We start from the raw sequence: 16,749 nt of genomic DNA, 5'->3' as shown, positions 1-16,749 counted from the left end.
GGCAGGCATCTCTAAAGTCAGGATGGTAGTCAAACCCTCCAGGGGTTCAAAACCCCTTGGAGGGTTAAAAGGGAGAAATCCTAAGGCCGCACCGGCGTACCATCATGCATTCTCAGCTGTGTCCAGCCGTTCAGCTGCTTCTCAGGAATAGGGTACTTGGCCGCCAGCTTCTCGTTGATATCTACACCAAGGCCAGGCGCTTCGTTAACGTACATATAGCCATCTTTCATAAAAGGACTGCCGGGGAAGATCTCTCTCAGCGTGTCGGAGAAATTCACACTCTCCTGAATGCCAAAGTTCCATACCGCAAAGTCGATGTGGGCATTGGCAGCATGGCCTACCGGCGACACATCTCCAGGTCCGTGCCACGCTGTTTTCACATTGAACGCTTCACCCAGCCTGGCCACCTTCATAGCGGGGGTAATGCCACCTATCTGTGAAATATGAATACGGATAAAGTCAAACAGCCTTTCGCTCATGGGGCCCACCCATTCGTGGGGGTTGTTGTAGAGTTCTCCCATGGCCAGCGGCACGCTGCTCTGCTGCCGAAGCTGCCTGAAATAGCCAATGTTTTCGGGAGAGAAGGGGTCTTCTATAAAGAAAGGCCTGAACTCTTCCAGCTGGCGGATCATGTTGATGGCATCGTTGGGCTGGAGGCGTTCATGGATGTCGTGTAATAGCTCCACTCTTTCACCGCACACCTCCCGGGTTTTGGCGAAGATTTCGGGCACGCTTTTCATGTAGAAGTAGGGATCCATGTAGTTGTCGTCGGGCATGCCAAAGCCTTTGGCTTTGAAGTCGGGCACTGACGCCACGCCGGCAGCCCCATAGCCGCCCATTTGAATGCGCACGTACTTGTAGCCCTCGTTCATGATGCGCTTGGCATCGTCGGCGACGGCTTCCGGGGAGTTGCCTGACGCATGAGAGTAGCAGGGGATGGCAAACCGGCATTTGCCTCCCAGTAGCTGGTACACCGGCATATTGGCACGCTTGCCTTTGATGTCCCACAGGGCCTGATCGAGGCCACTAAGGGCATTGTTGAGCACGGGGCCATTGCGCCAGTAGGAGCTAACATAGGCGGTTTGCCACATGTCTTCTATGTTGTCGACGCTTTTGCCCTTGCAGAAATCGTTGAGGTAGTCGTTGATGGCTGAGATAACAGGCCTGGCCCGCTGGCGGAAGGTGGCACAGCCTAGGCCATACAATCCGGGTTCGCTGGTTTCCACTTTCACCACAATCAGCTCTATGCCGTGTGGGCAGGTAGAAATAGCCTTGACATTGGTGATGGTAAGAGGAGGGAGGGCTTTGGTGGCAGCTTCGTATACGCCAGCCACGGCCGGATTGGCAGCCCCCAGAAACGTGCCGGTGGCCCCAAGGCCCAGTCCTTTGATGACCTCCCGGCGGCCAATATTGGTTTTATTGTTCTCGTTTTCCATGGTATAATTTGTAGTTAAGGTATGTTTTGATTGAATATAGGAATTTGAGGAGAACGATGCTTAGCCTTTTTGATGAGAAGCGATGGGGCGATTGAGGCGGTTTTAACCAGGGCAAACGCATTTAAAACCATTTGGCTTCGAAATTCTTCTTTTTACCCTAGCCCTAAAGGGAAAGACGAATTTCAAAGCTGTTTCACCCTTAAGGGTCGCCGACGTGGAACGGGGTAAAAAAACAGCTTTGAAAAAAATTTGACTCCTTTTTGTTTTAAATGCGTTTGCCCTGCGGTTTCAACATCTGAAAGGTGAAGAGTGGATTTTGTATAGCTCAGATAGTGTCAGGAGTTTTTTGGCAGGCACGTGGGTGCGCCATGTGCCGTACCTGACGGCACTGGCAGTGCTTGTTTTACGTGTTGGTGGAGTTTACCTATGTGTCGTCCCTACGGGACTACTGTGAGGAGTTTGCGTTTACCGAAAGCCGGGCGATATTTCTCCCTAGCGCTGTGTTTTCGGTTTTCTCAGCGGTTGAATCCTTTTCAGCGGCTTACCTCGTTTTGATATTCTCCAGAAACTCTTCTGAGATGAATTTCGATGACAAAAAAGTGTTGTTGAACTTGGCCATCAGCTCGTCGCTGAGCTTGAGAAAGTCGATGGCTGACTTGTTTTCAGGGTTGACCCTGTTCATGGATTTCCCGATATCTATGGCTTCGCTTACCTTGATGGAGTTGGATACAGTGCTCTCCAGTATCAAGTCTTCAAATTCGGTCATTGCCTCAGCGTACTTTTCCCGGTGGTGGATAAGTGACTGCTTGTACATGTTGAAATAGATGCCCAATATGTTCAGCGGCCTTTTTCTTTCAACAGTGTAGAGAAAAGTCAGTAACTTCTTAATGCCATCGATGGAGAACGAATCAGCAAGGGCCGGAATCAGGATACTGTCGACATCGGTAAGCATAGACTTTACAAGTCCTCCAAAATGAGTGGGCATGTCCATGATCACGATGTCGTAGTCCTTTCGCAGTACGTATCCAAGCTTCTGCACGATATTAGGGCCAAACGAAATAAACCTGCTGTTCGACTCCATTTCAGTCATCAGGTAGTCTCCAGGTAGCAGATGCATATACGGTGTTACTTCCTGTGCTTCAATGCTCTCCGGAAGATTGTCGTGCAGCAGGTCTTTGATGTATCTGTAAATGGACTTGGTAGAATTGTCGGCACCCAGGGAGTTGCTGAGGTTGCACTGTGGGTCGCAATCGATCAAAAGTACTTTAAATTGCCGGGACCAGGCGTAGCCAAGATTGAGAGCGGTTGTGGTTTTACCCACCCCTCCTTTAAAATTGTAAATGGCAACGGTATTTCCCATGGCTAGGCTGATCACTTAAATATAGACAAAAAAGCACGGTTCTGTAAATAATTTAATTATTTCAAGAAAAAATTATATAAAGAACAGTGAGTTTTTTTATAAGGTCGGCAAAGTCAAAGGTTGACTGCTAAAGCTTCGTAGTAAGTTAAACATTTTTCTCAAAGTTAGCCAAGCCGATGTGTCGAGTGGCTGTTGGAAATGATTTGTGTATAAATAATGATGCTGGTGACGACAGCTAGACTGAAGCCCAAAGGCGGGTGAAAACCGCACTGAGGACGTCTGTAGTAAATGGTTTGGTGATAAAGTCAACCATTCCGGCCTCTCTGCACTTGTTTTCATCTTCTGTAGTGGCATTGGCCGTAACGGCGACGATGAAAGGAGGGCTTTGCTTTCTCTCCAGAAAAATCCTGCGAATTTCCCTGGTTGCTTCAATGCCGTCCATTCTGGGCATCAAAACGTCCATCAATATAAAGTCGAAGTCCACGGAAGAAGCAAGGGCTACAGCCTGCTCTCCATCTTCAGCCACTTCTATTTTAGTGATGCCAATATTCTTGAGTATTTTAAGCATCACAAGCCTGTTGATGTGTACGTCTTCGGCTACAAGAATGGATAGTTCGCTGAAATTTATCGGTTGGATATGTTTCTCAGCGGGCGAATGCTCGCCATGGGTAGCGAGCGGTAGTGGCAGTTCCACATAAAACGAACTGCCTTTGCCCTCGGTGGAATAGAACCAAATCTTCCCATGCATCAAGTCGGTCAGGCTCTTGGCAATGGAAAGCCCTAACCCGGTGCCTCCCACCGCCAAGTCAGTTTCATTCTTAAAAAACCTGGAAAACACTTTTGGGTGCTGGTTTTTTGGAATTCCAATGCCAGTGTCGTCAACTTTGAAAAGAACTATGGCGGTCTTATCTTCTTTTCTCACAACGGTCGTAGCTATGGTCACTTTTCCTGCGGGCGTGAATTTGACCGCATTCGTTGCCAGGTTAATAAGGATTTGCCTGATCCTCTTAAGGTCACCCATCAGGTGAATGTCGGATTTACTGGCGTGCACCAGTTCGATGGAAACCTTGCCGGTTTTCACCGACTCAAATCCATAAAATAGCTGGCTGATATCTTTCGTTACGTCCTTCAGTTCAAAAGCGTCTTCTTGTAAGGTCACCCGATTGTTTTCAATCATGGTGATGTCAAGCACATCGGTAATCAAGCCTGATAGAATTTGACTGCTGGTGGAGAGGTTTTTTACAAGCTCGCTTTGTTCTTTGTCAAGATTAGTTTTCTCGATTAGTTCGGCAAGCCCCACGATGCCATTTAAAGGCGTCCGCATTTCGTGACTGATAGTAGCCAGAAACTGACTTTTAGCTTTGTCAGCCGATTCAGCCCTTTCTTTGGCAGCACCCAACTCGAGGTTCATTTGTTGCAAATGCGCTCTGTCGTGCAAATACTCTTTTTTAAAAATGTAGAAAGCAAAGCCCATCACCACCAGCATGACCACTCCCGCTATCGAAAGATCTCTCCATTCATTCACATAGTCAGTGTAGGGCACGGCCAGGTCTCTGTGGTAGTACTCGATGGTGACGAAAATGATCACCATGCAAATCGTGGATATGATAAAGGAGATATAACGGCGTATAGGTAAAACCAAAAGCCCTGAGATGTAGATGAGCACACACATGTGCATCACAGCGCCACGGATGCCGCCAGAGGGGAGCCAGCCAAACGAGATGATAAGCAACGCAGAGATGTAATAAACAGAGGTAGTGAGGCGAAAGGATATGCCTTTTTTAACAGCAAAATAGACCGCAGAGTAAAAACACAGTGCGAACAGATAGATGCCGAGGACAGTCGGATTGAATTGGGAAAATATACCGACTGACGACCATAGCAGCAGCGTGAGAATAGTGAGGCAGAGTGTGATCTCAAAAAGCCTTTCTTCTATAGGCCTGGAGGCATCTCTGGTAGGTAGGAGCCTCCGGAGTGCTTTCGTAAGTAACTTCATTTTGCTGGTTGAAAAAATAGAAGCCTGTTGGAGCTTAAAATTGTATGAAAGTAAAAAAATAATCCGATATCTGTGTGTCGAAATTCGATTTGAGCTTATGTGGACAGTAAGTTTAGTAGGTTTTCGTCATATCAGAGGGAATCACAATGATAAAATCTGCAGCACCAACATTCCCCTCGGACAGCTCTCCAATGTTTTCCTGCTCCACACAATGTATGGTGGCCACGCTCGCTTTCTTATTGTATTTGTTCAGGTACCAAATGATGCCTTCCCCATTTTTGGAGTGGTAAGAGCCATTGAAGTGAATGACCTTGCCCTTGCTTTCTTTGCTGATGAACCAGCCCATTGTTGCGTCTTTGCTCGCTTGAGAGCTGGCCAGGTTTTCGGCGCTTCCCGGGGCACCGTGCCCACCCATCGACTCTATCATTTCCTGATAGCCAGGCAAGTTAAAGTCAATTTCCAGGGGTAGAGGGGCAATGTTTTTTTTTGCTTCGTCGGGCAGATTATTGAGCGCATCAGGCCCTTTTCTGTATACAAGATTGGCATACCTTCGGGGGATATTTGATGCCACCACCTTCAGCTGGTGCTCTTTGGCAAATTCTACTATGGGTTTGTAGTCTGTTTTATAGTTATCCCACATTTTAGCCTCCTTGAGCAAATGCCTCTCTTCAATCAGGCCTGTCATAAACTCGTCCAGCACTAGCTGATCGTCAGCCTCGAACATCTCCATAGCGACTACCAGGTCTTTGCCATGTTCAGCGTATAAGCTTTTAGTTACCTGCAGCTCGAGCCAGTGGTTGATGGAGTTGTCGTGCAGCTCACCGAAGAAGACCACATCAGCCCGGGAAATGTCCTTTAGCATTTTTTCGTAAGCAACCTGCTTGCCTTTTGAATTGTAGATTTCAAACGCCTGTGGTGATTGGGCAAAGAGACAGTGGGTGACTAGGAGCAGCGAGGAAAAGAGAAGGGTTTTCATAGGTTAAATGATCCGGTGGTTGCGATAAAGAAAGCCAATATTCTATCAAGGTACTATTTCAGGGCACTTAAATGCCGGCAGTTAGCTGTTGTTTGCTGAAGAATTGATCTCTTTCCAGTCTTTTATAATTTGCCTGTCGAGCAAAAAAGTGCCACCCGGCAGAAGTGAGGCCAGGAACGCTCTGAATATCATTAAAAAGCCCCATTTTAACACAGGAGCCGCTAACAACAAGGCTGGAATGTATAGCAGGAACAGGACACCGTGAGCCATTCCCACATACCTGACGGCTAGTGGCTGACCCATCCAGTACTTCAATGGCATAGCGATTAATAATAATACGAGGAATGAAATGCCTTCAACGGTGGCAACAAAACGGAAAAAGGAAACCTTGCTATTCATTTGGAAAAAACGGTTGTTAGGTCATGCTTCATTGACCAACCCTGATTGATAATTCAAATCTATTTTTTATTTCGTGGGTAAAACGAAATGAGTGAAAGGCCATAGTCCTACTTCACTTTTTTATCATCGTCCTCATCAGCTTGTTGGCAAAAATGAAATCTTTGAGTTCGGGCACATCTGCCTGTGCAATAGTGGCGGTGCTGCCTTCCCATTTTTTGTACCCCTGATGCATAAACAGAATGTAGTCCCCGATTTCCATCACTGAGTTCATATCATGGGTAACGACCACCGTGGTAATATCAAATTCATAGGTGATCTCCTGAATCAGGTTATCTATTGTGATCGATGTTTGTGGATCCAGGCCGGAATTGGGTTCGTCGCAAAACAGGTATTTGGAGTTGTTGACAATGGCCCTGGCAATCCCAACCCGCTTTTTCATACCTCCACTCACTTCCGATGGCATTTTTTTGTTCACACCGGCCAGTCCCACTCTTTCGAGGCAGAAGTTGACCCTATCGAGCTTTTCGGCCTGAGGCATCTTGGTAAGCACATTGAGTGGAAACATCACATTGGCCTCCACATTCATGGAATCGAACAGCGCTCCGCCCTGAAACAACATGCCTATTTCACGTCTGATGTCCGTTCTGAGGCTCTTGTCGCCGTGTGTGAAATCCCGCCCATCGTAGGTCACCGTTCCCTCGTCGGGTTTCACCAGGCCCACAATGCACTTGAGAAGCACACTTTTTCCTGTGCCGCTGGCACCAATGATCAGGTTGGTTTTGCCCTTTTCGAATTTGCCGGAAATGCCATGCAATACGGCCTTTCCGTCAAAAGATTTCTTGATGTTTTCTATCTCGATCATACAAAATCAAATAAGAAGTTGGGCCAGTACGTAGTCGGCAACCAGAATGGCAATGCAGCTATTGTTCACTGCGCTGGTACTCGATTTGCCTACCTCCAGCGCACCTCCCACAGTATAATACCCTTTGTAAGCAGAGATGGCTGCTACTAAAAAGCCGAATGCCACCGATTTGATCAGCGCAAAGGAGACGTTAAATTGCACGAATTCGTATCGAATGCCGTAGATGTATTCCGTGCCTGTAAGCACACCTGTAGCAAGAGAAATCAGGTAGCCTCCCAGGATTGTCAGAAAGCCTGAGAACACAACGAGCATAGGGTAGGTTAGGATAGAGGCGATAATTTTTGGCAGCACGAGATAAGAGGTTGCGTTGATGCCCATTACCTCAAGCGCATCGATCTGTTCCGTGATCCTCATAGTGCCCAGCTCGCCGGCAATATTGGAACCAACTTTACCCGCAAACACAATGGCCATGATAGTTGGGGCCAGTTCGAGGAGAGTCATGTCACGCACTACCATTGATACAATGTAAAGTGGAACAAGCGGACTCACAAGGTTGTAGGCTGTTTGCAGGGTGGTAACAGCCCCCATAAAAGTGGCAATAATAGCAAATAGGGGAAGGGAGTTGTAGCCGATCAGAATGGCCTCATCCACAACTCTCTTGGCGTAAGTCTTGAACGACTCCATGCGGGTAAACTGCTGCCCCAAAAAGATCATGAATTTGCCTATGCTTTCCATTTGCTCAAATTTGTTCCAAGAAAAAACATCCCCACCGTTAAAGAAAGTTTCGGACAGGAAAAAAGAAGATTAAACTAACTTTCGGGGATATTGGTTACCCTTCGGGTAGCGCAATTCCACAATTTTAAAGAGAATCCGGCACTTAGTTGCTTGAAAGTCAGGTTAAACGATAGTAAAATGAATAAATTAATTGTTGTCACTGGGGGCACAAAAGGCATTGGCAGGGGTATTATTGAAGCGTTTGTTCAGCATGGGTTTGACGTAGTCACCTGTGCAAGGTCAGAAGACCAGCTTGCGTCGTTGAAAACGGCGGTAAGTAAGATGGCGCCTAAAGCTGTAGTGCACACTTTTAAAGCCGACCTAAGCAAAAGAGCTGAAGTTGATGCCTTTCTGCAATTTGTTAAAAAAACAGGCAGGCCAGTAGACGTGCTCGTCAACAACACGGGTGTGTTTATCCCCGGGCAGGTGCATACTGAGGAGGAGGACGCATTGGAAACAATGATTGACACCAATCTGTACAGTGCCTATCATCTTTCGAGAGGAATTATTCCCGGAATGAAAGAGGCTGGCAAGGGCCACATCTTTAATATTTGTTCGATTGCCAGCATTGTTGCCTATGCCAATGGGGGCAGCTATGCCATCAGCAAGTTTGCCATGTACGGCATGAGCAAGGTGCTGCGGGAAGAAATGAAGCCTTTTGGAATCAGGGTCAGTTCAGTGCTGCCCGGAGCGACTTTTACCGCCAGCTGGGAAAAAGCCAATATACCTGAAGAACGTTTTATTCCGTTAGAAGACGTAGCTACTATGGTTTGGGCAGCGTATAGTCTGTCACCCAGGTCCGTGGTGGAGGATATTTTGATAAGACCTCAGCTGGGAGATATTTAAGGCTTTTTCAGGATGAGGTTATAGGTGTCGGCACGGCACCTAGCCACAATGCAAGAGCCGTCAGACACCGGTTGTTTTTCTGAGCACCATTTTTCAGGATGCGGCTTCACCGCCATCCTGGGTGTATGTCGCCCTTTCAGGGCTTGTCATCATCTAAGCCGAGAGCCGGGGCGCCCCTGAAAGGGCCTGGACGAAGCGATATACCGCCACATCGGATAAAGCCCTATGTACCAGGGTTCTCAGCCGTACTTGGCCTCCTGTCTTTCAGACCCTCACTGGAGGCTGTCGTCTCCACCGCTCAGGCCAGTTCACCTACCAACGCCTCTCCCGACTCCGGTCTTCCGTCTTCAAACCTCCCGGCCACTCTTTCCTCCTCCACTTCCAAACACTTAAACACTTTATTAGTTAACTTTGCAGAATCTATAATTCGATTAGTTTATGCACACTGCGGACGCAGCCCTTCTGTCAAAAATCAACTTCTGCAACAGTCTCACCTCTTATTCGAGGCGAAAAACCATTGAGGTAACCATTGGAGATACCCCCATGGGTGCCCATCACCCGATCAGGGTGCAGTCTATGACTACTATCGATACCATGGATACGATGGGGTCGGTTGAGCAGTCTATCAGAATGATCGAGGCGGGCTGTGAGTATGTGCGTATCACGGCACCAAGCGTAAAGGAAGCCCAGAACCTGGAGGCCATTAAAAAAGAGCTGGTCAAAAGAGGGTATAACACACCGTTGGTAGCTGATATTCATTTTACCCCCAATGCAGCTGAGCTTGCCGCAAGAATTGTGGAAAAGGTAAGGGTGAATCCTGGCAACTATGCCGACAAGAAGAAATTTGAAGTCATTGACTACACCGACGACGCTTATCAGCAGGAGTTGGAACGCATCAGGGAGAAGTTTATTCCGCTGGTAAAGATCTGCAAGGAGTATGGCACTGCCATGCGCATTGGCACCAATCATGGTTCACTTTCCGATCGCATTATGAGCCGCTATGGCGACACACCACTCGGCATGGTGGAGTCGGCCCTGGAGTTTCTGCGGATTGCTGAAGAGTTGAACTACTACAACATTGTGCTGTCCATGAAGTCGAGCAATACCCAGGTGATGGTGCAGGCCTACCGCCTTTTGGTGAAGATGCTGGACGACGAGGGATTCAAGCCCTATCCGCTGCATTTGGGAGTAACTGAGGCTGGTGAGGCTGAGGACGGCAGAATCAAATCGGCTGTGGGCATCGGCACTTTGCTGGAGGACGGTTTGGGTGATACAGTCAGGGTGTCGTTGACTGAAGAGCCTGAGCTGGAGCTGCCAGTGGCGAGCGCATTGGTCGAAAGATATGATCACCGGGCTAGGCACAACACCATTGTTCCGGTTGAAAATCCGCCTTACAGCCCCTTCGAATACACGAAACGCCATTCTCAGGAAGTCTCCAATATCGGTGGTGACAATGTTCCCCGGGTAATTACGGACATCAGCAGACTGCAAAACCCGGAGTATCCTGATTTGAAGGTAACGGGTCATTTTTATCTACCGGAGCCCGACAAATGGAGAATGAACGACTACGGCACTGACTATGTGTATTCAGGAAGCACGCCAGTTCCGTTTATGTTGCCCAATGGCCTGAGAGAGATCATAGACTACGCCGTTTGGGTTAACCATGCTGATCAGAAAAACACTTATCCGCTGATTGATATCAACGATTTAAGCATTGCCAAATTGCACCCGGAGCTCAATTTTGTTCAGCTCTCGGATGAGGAAGCTTTTGATGTTGACTGGAAAATGCTGGCCGCTAGGAAGAACATTGTGCTCATTATAAAAACAGACAATGCACATGCCTACCCGGCGCTGCGCCGAATGTTCTTTGTGCTGGAGGACGCAGGAGTGAAGTTACCAGTTATTATCCGGCGAGATTTTGAGCCCATTTCTGACGACAAACTGATGTTATTTGCTTCCACCGACGTAGGCGGACTGCTTATCGATGGCTACGGCGACGGCATTATGTTGGGTTGGGCCAATCAAACGCTGGAAGGGAACGACGCTGTCAAGCCACAGATTAAGTTGTACAACGATACCTCGTTCGGCATTTTGCAGGCGGCTCGCACCAGAATGTCGAAGACCGAATACATTTCTTGCCCTTCTTGTGGCAGAACGCTGTTTGACCTGCAGGAAACCACCGCCATGATTCGCAAGCGCACTGATCACCTGAAAGGCGTGAAGATTGGTATCATGGGTTGCATTGTAAACGGTCCGGGTGAAATGGCCGATGCCGATTATGGCTATGTGGGCTCAGGCAAAGGTAAAATCACCCTGTACAAAGGCAAGGAGGTAGTGAAAAGGTCAGTCGCCTCAGCAAAGGCAGTGGACGAATTAATAGAAATCATCAGGGAAGACGGCCGATGGACGGATCCCGAAAAAGTGGAGGCATAACCAGTATGGCAAACTCAGAGAATCAGGAGAAGAAAGAAAGCACCAACTACTTCGACTTTAGCGAAGTGTTTAAATACTACTTCCGTAAAAAGGATCCCAATAACAAGCCAAACTTCAACCTTAGGATGATGCATGGGATCAACAAAATATCGATCCTTTTATTTTTAATGGCACTAATTATCTGGACCATTCGCCGCTTGATGTAATGAATATAGAAGAGTATAGAGAGTATTGCATTCGCAAACCGGGTGTCACCGAAGGATTCCCTTTTGACAGCAATACGCTCGTGTTTAAAGTAATGGGCAAGATGTTTGCCCTTGCCGACGTGGAGCTTTTCAGAAGCATCAATCTCAAATGCGATCCCGACAGGGCCATTCAGCTAAGAGAAAGTTACGAAGGAATTAAGCCCGGCTACCATATGAACAAGCAGCACTGGAACACCGTGGACACCGATGGGTCGGTAGGAGACAAACTCTTGTACGAATTGATCGATCACTCCTATATGTTGATTGTTGACAGCCTGCCAAAGAAATTGAAGGAGGAGCTTGCCAACTATGAGTAAATCGAAATACACTTTTCTAGCCATTTTCCTACTTTCGTATATAGCACTTTTGGGGTGCAACGAGGAAAATAAACAAAATACTGAAAGTATGGATCAGGTCGGCAGTTTGAAGTTTTTGGCGCTTGGTGATTCCTACACCATTGGTGAAAGCGTTGCTGAAAACGAGAGGTGGCCTGTTCAACTGGCTGCTGCGCTTAGCCAAAGTGGGGTCTCCGTGGCACCTCCGAAAATTATCGCCACCACTGGCTGGACTACCGATGAGCTGCAAAAAGGTATTGAAAAGGCCTCCCCGAAGCCCCCGTATGATCTTGTATCTTTGCTGATCGGCGTGAATAACCAATACAGGGGCCGCTCGCTTGATGAATACAAGAGACAATTTGAAGCGCTTTTGGTACAAGCCATCAACTTTGCAGATGGAAAAGCTGAAAAGGTGTTCGTGGTTAGTATTCCTGATTATGGTGTCACCCCTTTCGCCGCTGACCGAAACCCTGAGAAGATAGGGAAGGAGATAGATGCTTTTAATAGAGCAGCTGAGGCTATTTCCAAAAAGTTTGGCGTGGCATTTGTAAACATCACCCCGGGGTCGAGAGAAGCAGCCAACGACCCTGAATTGGTGGCAAGCGATGGTTTGCATCCTTCAGGAAAGATGTATACTCAATGGGTATCCGAAATCTTCCCCATAGTTGAAGAGATGATCAAATAGAAAGAACCTTTTTCGCCTCCAATAATATTTTTATATTTGGCGTTTACTAGTAAATCAAATATCGCCGGCTAGCTTTTTATAATACAATTTTCAGTCTGACTGACTATCAACCCATCGGCATTTAATGAGATATCGCTCTGGCCTTTATTTTTTAATTGTAGTTATAACAATTGCCGGACTGATCTCCTGTAAAAGCAATCAAATTTGCCCTGCCTTTCAAAGCACCTTTATCCTTGACGACTCACTGCGGATGTTGGCTTTCTCGCCATTCGGCCCTGATTCTATGCCTAAATATGGGCCCTGGGTGAAGAAGAATAAGAATGGTATTATCACCCGTGATCCTTATCTGGTCAAGAATTATAACCTGAAGACAGTGAAAATGGAGAACCAGTTCGTTCCTATTTCTGCTGATTCGGTTACGTTCGATGAAGATTTGTACCAGGATGAAATGGCAGCCACAGATTCACTTGCACCTGTGTCAACCGACTCTTCTGGTGTAGACAAGCCTGCCACAGCGCCTCCGACAAAGCCCGCACCGAAGAAGTACATCAGAAACTACGATCCGAAAGACCAGTTTAATGAAGAGCAAATATTCTACAACAAGCTGTTTGGCGAGGTGTTCGTGGCTCCCAAGGAGGCGCCAGCTGCAGAAGATTCTCTTCAGACTGATGGCGCAGCTACCCCGCAATTGGATTCCCTGGGCAATGAATCCCCTGTAGAAAAGAAAGGGCTTTTCCGAAAAAGGAACAAAAAGCCAAAGGACGAAGCTTTGGAGCCTGAGCTACCTCTGGACGCAGCCGATACCACCGGCACAGGATTTTAATTTCCCCAAACTCTTTTTCATTGTCCGGTGTTGTAAAGTTCTGGTGAAGTACTTTACCTTTATTCTATCAATTAAGTAGATTAATAAACATCAATTATGGCAACACTAAGACTTGGCGATATAGCGCCGGATTTCAAAGCAGAAACGACAGAAGGGCCTATCAGCTTTCACGAGTGGCTGGGCAATGGCTGGGGTATATTGTTCTCGCACCCTGCCGATTTTACGCCGGTTTGTACCACCGAACTGGGAACAACAGCCAAGCTCAAAGGTGAATTTGAAAAGCGGAACGTGAAAGTGGTGGCACTCAGCGTTGACCCACTGGATAGCCACAATAGCTGGATCAAAGACATCAACGAGACCCAAAATACGAATGTGAATTTCCCGATCATTGCAGATGGCGACAGGAAAGTGGCTGAGTTGTACGACATGATTCACCCAAATGCCAACGAAAAGCTGACGGTGAGATCCGTGTTCATCATTGGCCCCGACAAAAAAGTAAAGCTGATGATTACGTATCCGGCTTCTACCGGCAGAAACTTCAACGAGTTGTTGAGAGTGATCGACAGCCTGCAGCTAACAGCCAATTATTCAGTAGCTACTCCGGCTAACTGGGAAAGTGGTCAGGAAGTGGTGATCGCACCGGCTATCAGCGATGAAGATGCAGACAAGAAGTTCCCCAAAGGATATAAGAAGATAAAGCCGTACCTGAGGCTTACTCCCCAGCCTAATTTGTAGGCAAAGGAGGTTAATTTCAACTCATTAAGAAAGACCACGGAGGTAATCGCCCTGTGGTCTTTCTTTTGTGCCTAACCTGACAGTTCTGCCACTACTCCTGCTATTTCACCACCCGATTAATTTTCCAAACCTTCCTAACTTTGAGGCGTTTAAGTTGCAAGTTAAACCACCTGTCTATGCGTTTGAAAAAGAGGTTCTTTACCCAACCTATTGTTTTATTCTTTGTTGCCACATTACTCTCCGTTTCTTTACAAGCACAAAAACCAGCACGATACAATGGCGCTGAGCTAAAGCAAATGCTAAAAAAGCTCAATGTGCTGGGTTCGGTTATGTACATAGCGGCTCATCCGGACGACGAGAACACGCAGATGATCGCCTATATGGCCAATGAGCGGCTGTACCAAACCGCCTACATGGCTTGCACCCGAGGCGATGGGGGACAGAACCTAATTGGCCCTGAGATTAGAGAGCTGCTGGGGTTGATAAGAACTCAGGAGCTGCTGGCTGCGAGAAGAACCGACGGTGGACAGCAGTTTTTTTCACGAGCCAATGACTTTGGGTACTCAAAGAACCCGGAGGAGACATTTCAAATTTGGGACAGGGAGAAAGTGCTTTCAGACATGATCTGGAACATCAGAAAATTTCGCCCCGACGTTTTGATCACCAGATTCCCACCAGACGGACAGAGCCATGGGCATCACACTGCCTCGGCGATTCTGGCAGTCGAGGCTTTTAAAGCCGCAGCTGACCCAAAGAGATTTCCTGAACAACTGAAATACGTCACCACCTGGCAGCCGAAACGCATCCTTTGGAATACTTCCCGATGGTTTTATGCCAACCCGGGAGAGTACGACTCGAAGGATTGGATTGGCGTGGACGTGGGCGCCTATAGCACCTTGCTGGGAAAGTCGTACACAGAGCTGTCTGCTGAAAGCAGGAGTATGCACAAGAGCCAGGGATTTGGTGCCACTGGTTCGAGAGGAACAAACGTTGAATACCTTCAGCATCTTGGTGGAGAAGCGGCCAAAGAAGATGTGATGGAGGGTGTAGAAACCACCTGGAGGCGGGTAAAAGGCGGCGACAAAGTAGCGTTTCATACCGAAAATGCATTTATCAACTTTGACCCCGAAAACCCCACACTTATTCTTCCTGACTTGATGCAGGCTTATCAGGCACTGAATGGCATAAGTGATGTGTATTGGAGAGAGGTGAAGCAGGAAGAAATCAGAACACTTATCAAAGGTATCACAGGCCTTTTTCTGGAAGCGAAGGCTAATGACTATGCAGTGACTCCCGGCGACTCAATAAAAGTGAATTTTGAGGTAATCAACCGGTCCCCCGCCACGCTTACCCTCAAGGCGCTAGTTGTCAATGCTTTGAATGACCGTATATCGCTGGATCAAAAACTGGAAAACAATCAGGGGTTTCAACTGGAGAAGAGCTTCGTTATCCCGGCCAGCATGGCTTACTCGCAGCCTTATTGGCTGCAAAAGGAAGGAACAATTGGAATGTATGCTGTAGATGATCAACTAATGAGAGGGCTTCCTGAAAATCCGCCTGCTGTAATGGTCAACTATGTTGTGGCTGTTGATGGCCTGGAGCTGGACCTGGAAATGCCTTTGATCTTTAAAAGAAACGATAGAGTTGATGGCGAGGTTTACAGGCCTTTTGTGGTGACGCCGCCTGTGTTTGCCGACATCAATGAAAAGGTTTACGTGTTTGCCGACAGTGAGCCCAGAATGGTTCAAGTAACAGTGAAGTCGGGCAAGGCTAATATTGACGGAACTATTGCTCTAAGTTTACCAAAAGGATGGGAGTCGAAACCAGCCAGCCAGCCATTTAACCTGGCAGTAAAAGGGGCAAGTCAGGTGTTTGAGTTTTCAGTAACACCACCGAAAAAGCAGGGAACCGGCACGGTAACGGCTGTTGCCACGGTTGGTGGCAAAATTTACAGCAAGGGCCTGATCGAAATCAACTACGCACATATTCCTGTGCAAACGCTCTTTCCTGAATCTTCGGCGCAGGTGGTGAGAATAGACCTTGAAAAGAAGGGGCAGCTTGTAGGCTATCTGATGGGTCCTGGCGATGAGATTCCGGCGAGCCTAAGACAAATTGGCTATACCGTTGATGAGCTTACGGTGGAAGACGTGGCATCGAAGGATTTGCAAAAGTATGACGCCATCATTTTGGGGGTAAGGGCCTTTAACACAATGGATCAGCTTAAGTATGAAAATGAGAAGCTGTTCAAATACACAGAGAATGGTGGAACGGTGATTGTCCAATACCTGACTTCCGGTGGCATGGTTACCGATAAAATAGCCCCCTATCCAATCAAGATTGGGAGGGACAGGGTGACAGTGGAGGAAGCTCCTGTAAGGTTCCTGGATGAAAAAAGCGAGGTGCTCAGCTACCCTAACAAGATCACCGAAAAAGATTTTGAGGGTTGGGTGCAGGAGCGTGGTCTCTACTTCGCATCGGAATGGGATGACCATTTCAAGCCAGTATTGAGCAGCAACGACCCGGGAGAAGAGCCTCTTTCAGGAGGACTGCTTGTGGCACAGTATGGCAAAGGATATTATGTATATACGGGGTATTCATGGTTTCGGGAGCTTCCTGCAGGGGTTCCGGGTGCTTATCGCCTCTTTACTAACTTGATTTCATTAGGAAAAAAATAACCTACAACTACTGTGATTGAAAAAAAAGAACTTCGGGAGGATGAGATGGATGACGCACCCTTTTTGGGCTCATGGAAGGCCATTTACCTTTTTGTAATGGCATTTTTTGCGGTACTGATTGGGCTGTTTTACTGGTTCACTGTCACGTATCAATCCTGACCCTAATTCC

The 16,749-nt window shown here is 47.4% G+C and carries 16 protein-coding genes; 9 read left to right on the top strand and 7 right to left on the bottom strand.

Annotated features, from left to right (window positions below):
- Positions 1-80: 80 nt before the first annotated feature.
- The 7 genes from AAC052_RS10410 to AAC052_RS10380 all read right to left on the bottom strand — a co-directional run bounded on the left by AAC052_RS10410 (position 81) and on the right by AAC052_RS10380 (position 7,764).
- Positions 81-1,436, bottom strand: a complete 1,356-nt coding sequence (locus AAC052_RS10410) for an enolase C-terminal domain-like protein (RefSeq protein WP_339813069.1) — start codon at positions 1,434-1,436, stop codon at positions 81-83.
- A 541-nt stretch (positions 1,437-1,977) separates the two neighbouring features.
- Complete coding sequence (locus AAC052_RS10405; RefSeq protein ID WP_339813067.1) at positions 1,978-2,796, bottom strand: ParA family protein; 819 nt, start codon at positions 2,794-2,796, stop codon at positions 1,978-1,980.
- A gap of 235 nt (positions 2,797-3,031) precedes the next feature.
- A complete protein-coding gene (locus AAC052_RS10400) occupies positions 3,032-4,792 on the bottom strand; it encodes an ATP-binding protein (RefSeq protein WP_339813065.1) in 1,761 nt (586 codons plus the stop codon).
- Positions 4,793-4,904: 112 nt separating this feature from the next.
- Positions 4,905-5,768, bottom strand: coding sequence for a ChaN family lipoprotein (locus tag AAC052_RS10395; protein WP_339813064.1), 864 nt, complete (start codon positions 5,766-5,768; stop codon positions 4,905-4,907).
- 81 nt (positions 5,769-5,849) lie between these two features.
- Positions 5,850-6,167 (bottom strand): DUF3817 domain-containing protein, encoded by a 318-nt coding sequence (locus AAC052_RS10390; RefSeq protein WP_339813063.1) that lies wholly within the window; start codon positions 6,165-6,167, stop codon positions 5,850-5,852.
- Between the two features lie 112 nt (positions 6,168-6,279).
- A complete protein-coding gene (locus AAC052_RS10385) occupies positions 6,280-7,029 on the bottom strand; it encodes an ATP-binding cassette domain-containing protein (protein ID WP_339813062.1) in 750 nt (249 codons plus the stop codon).
- A 6-nt stretch (positions 7,030-7,035) separates the two neighbouring features.
- Complete coding sequence (locus AAC052_RS10380; protein WP_317492221.1) at positions 7,036-7,764, bottom strand: ABC transporter permease; 729 nt, start codon at positions 7,762-7,764, stop codon at positions 7,036-7,038.
- Positions 7,765-7,941: 177 nt separating this feature from the next.
- Here AAC052_RS10380 and AAC052_RS10375 point away from each other — a divergent pair, with 177 nt between their 5' ends.
- The 9 genes from AAC052_RS10375 (at position 7,942) to AAC052_RS10335 (ending at position 16,739) form a co-directional block, all read left to right on the top strand.
- Positions 7,942-8,649, top strand: a complete 708-nt coding sequence (locus tag AAC052_RS10375) for an SDR family oxidoreductase (protein WP_339813060.1) — start codon at positions 7,942-7,944, stop codon at positions 8,647-8,649.
- 438 nt (positions 8,650-9,087) lie between these two features.
- Positions 9,088-11,082 (top strand): (E)-4-hydroxy-3-methylbut-2-enyl-diphosphate synthase, encoded by a 1,995-nt coding sequence (gene ispG, locus AAC052_RS10370; RefSeq protein ID WP_339813058.1) that lies wholly within the window; start codon positions 9,088-9,090, stop codon positions 11,080-11,082.
- 5 nt (positions 11,083-11,087) lie between these two features.
- The gene (locus AAC052_RS10365) at positions 11,088-11,288 is read left to right on the top strand and encodes a DUF6728 family protein (RefSeq protein WP_152000115.1); all 201 of its coding nucleotides are present in this window, start codon (positions 11,088-11,090) and stop codon (positions 11,286-11,288) included.
- Positions 11,288-11,644 (top strand): MmcQ/YjbR family DNA-binding protein, encoded by a 357-nt coding sequence (locus AAC052_RS10360; RefSeq protein ID WP_339813056.1) that lies wholly within the window; start codon positions 11,288-11,290, stop codon positions 11,642-11,644. Before AAC052_RS10365 ends, AAC052_RS10360 begins: the two co-directional genes overlap by 1 nt.
- The gene (locus AAC052_RS10355) at positions 11,637-12,347 is read left to right on the top strand and encodes an SGNH/GDSL hydrolase family protein (protein WP_317492217.1); all 711 of its coding nucleotides are present in this window, start codon (positions 11,637-11,639) and stop codon (positions 12,345-12,347) included. The genes AAC052_RS10360 and AAC052_RS10355 overlap by 8 nt, the downstream gene beginning before the upstream one ends.
- Before the next feature lie 124 nt (positions 12,348-12,471).
- Complete coding sequence (locus AAC052_RS10350; RefSeq protein ID WP_339813054.1) at positions 12,472-13,170, top strand: hypothetical protein; 699 nt, start codon at positions 12,472-12,474, stop codon at positions 13,168-13,170.
- A gap of 96 nt (positions 13,171-13,266) precedes the next feature.
- On the top strand, positions 13,267-13,905 hold the full coding sequence (locus AAC052_RS10345; protein WP_317492215.1) for a peroxiredoxin: 639 nt from the start codon (positions 13,267-13,269) through the stop codon (positions 13,903-13,905).
- A 176-nt stretch (positions 13,906-14,081) separates the two neighbouring features.
- Positions 14,082-16,580: a PIG-L family deacetylase gene (locus tag AAC052_RS10340; RefSeq protein WP_339813052.1), complete on the top strand. Its 2,499-nt coding sequence runs from the start codon at positions 14,082-14,084 to the stop codon at positions 16,578-16,580.
- A gap of 12 nt (positions 16,581-16,592) precedes the next feature.
- Entirely contained in the window at positions 16,593-16,739 is a 147-nt protein-coding gene (locus AAC052_RS10335; protein ID WP_317492213.1) for a hypothetical protein, read from the top strand.
- The last annotated feature ends 10 nt before the right edge of the window (positions 16,740-16,749 follow it).

The sequence above is a fragment of the uncultured Imperialibacter sp. genome, assembly GCF_963974565.1.
Lineage (GTDB): Bacteria > Bacteroidota > Bacteroidia > Cytophagales > Cyclobacteriaceae > Imperialibacter > Imperialibacter roseus.
The sequence above is the reverse complement of the archived record's forward strand: the minus strand, read 5'-3'. Positions and strand labels throughout refer to the sequence as shown.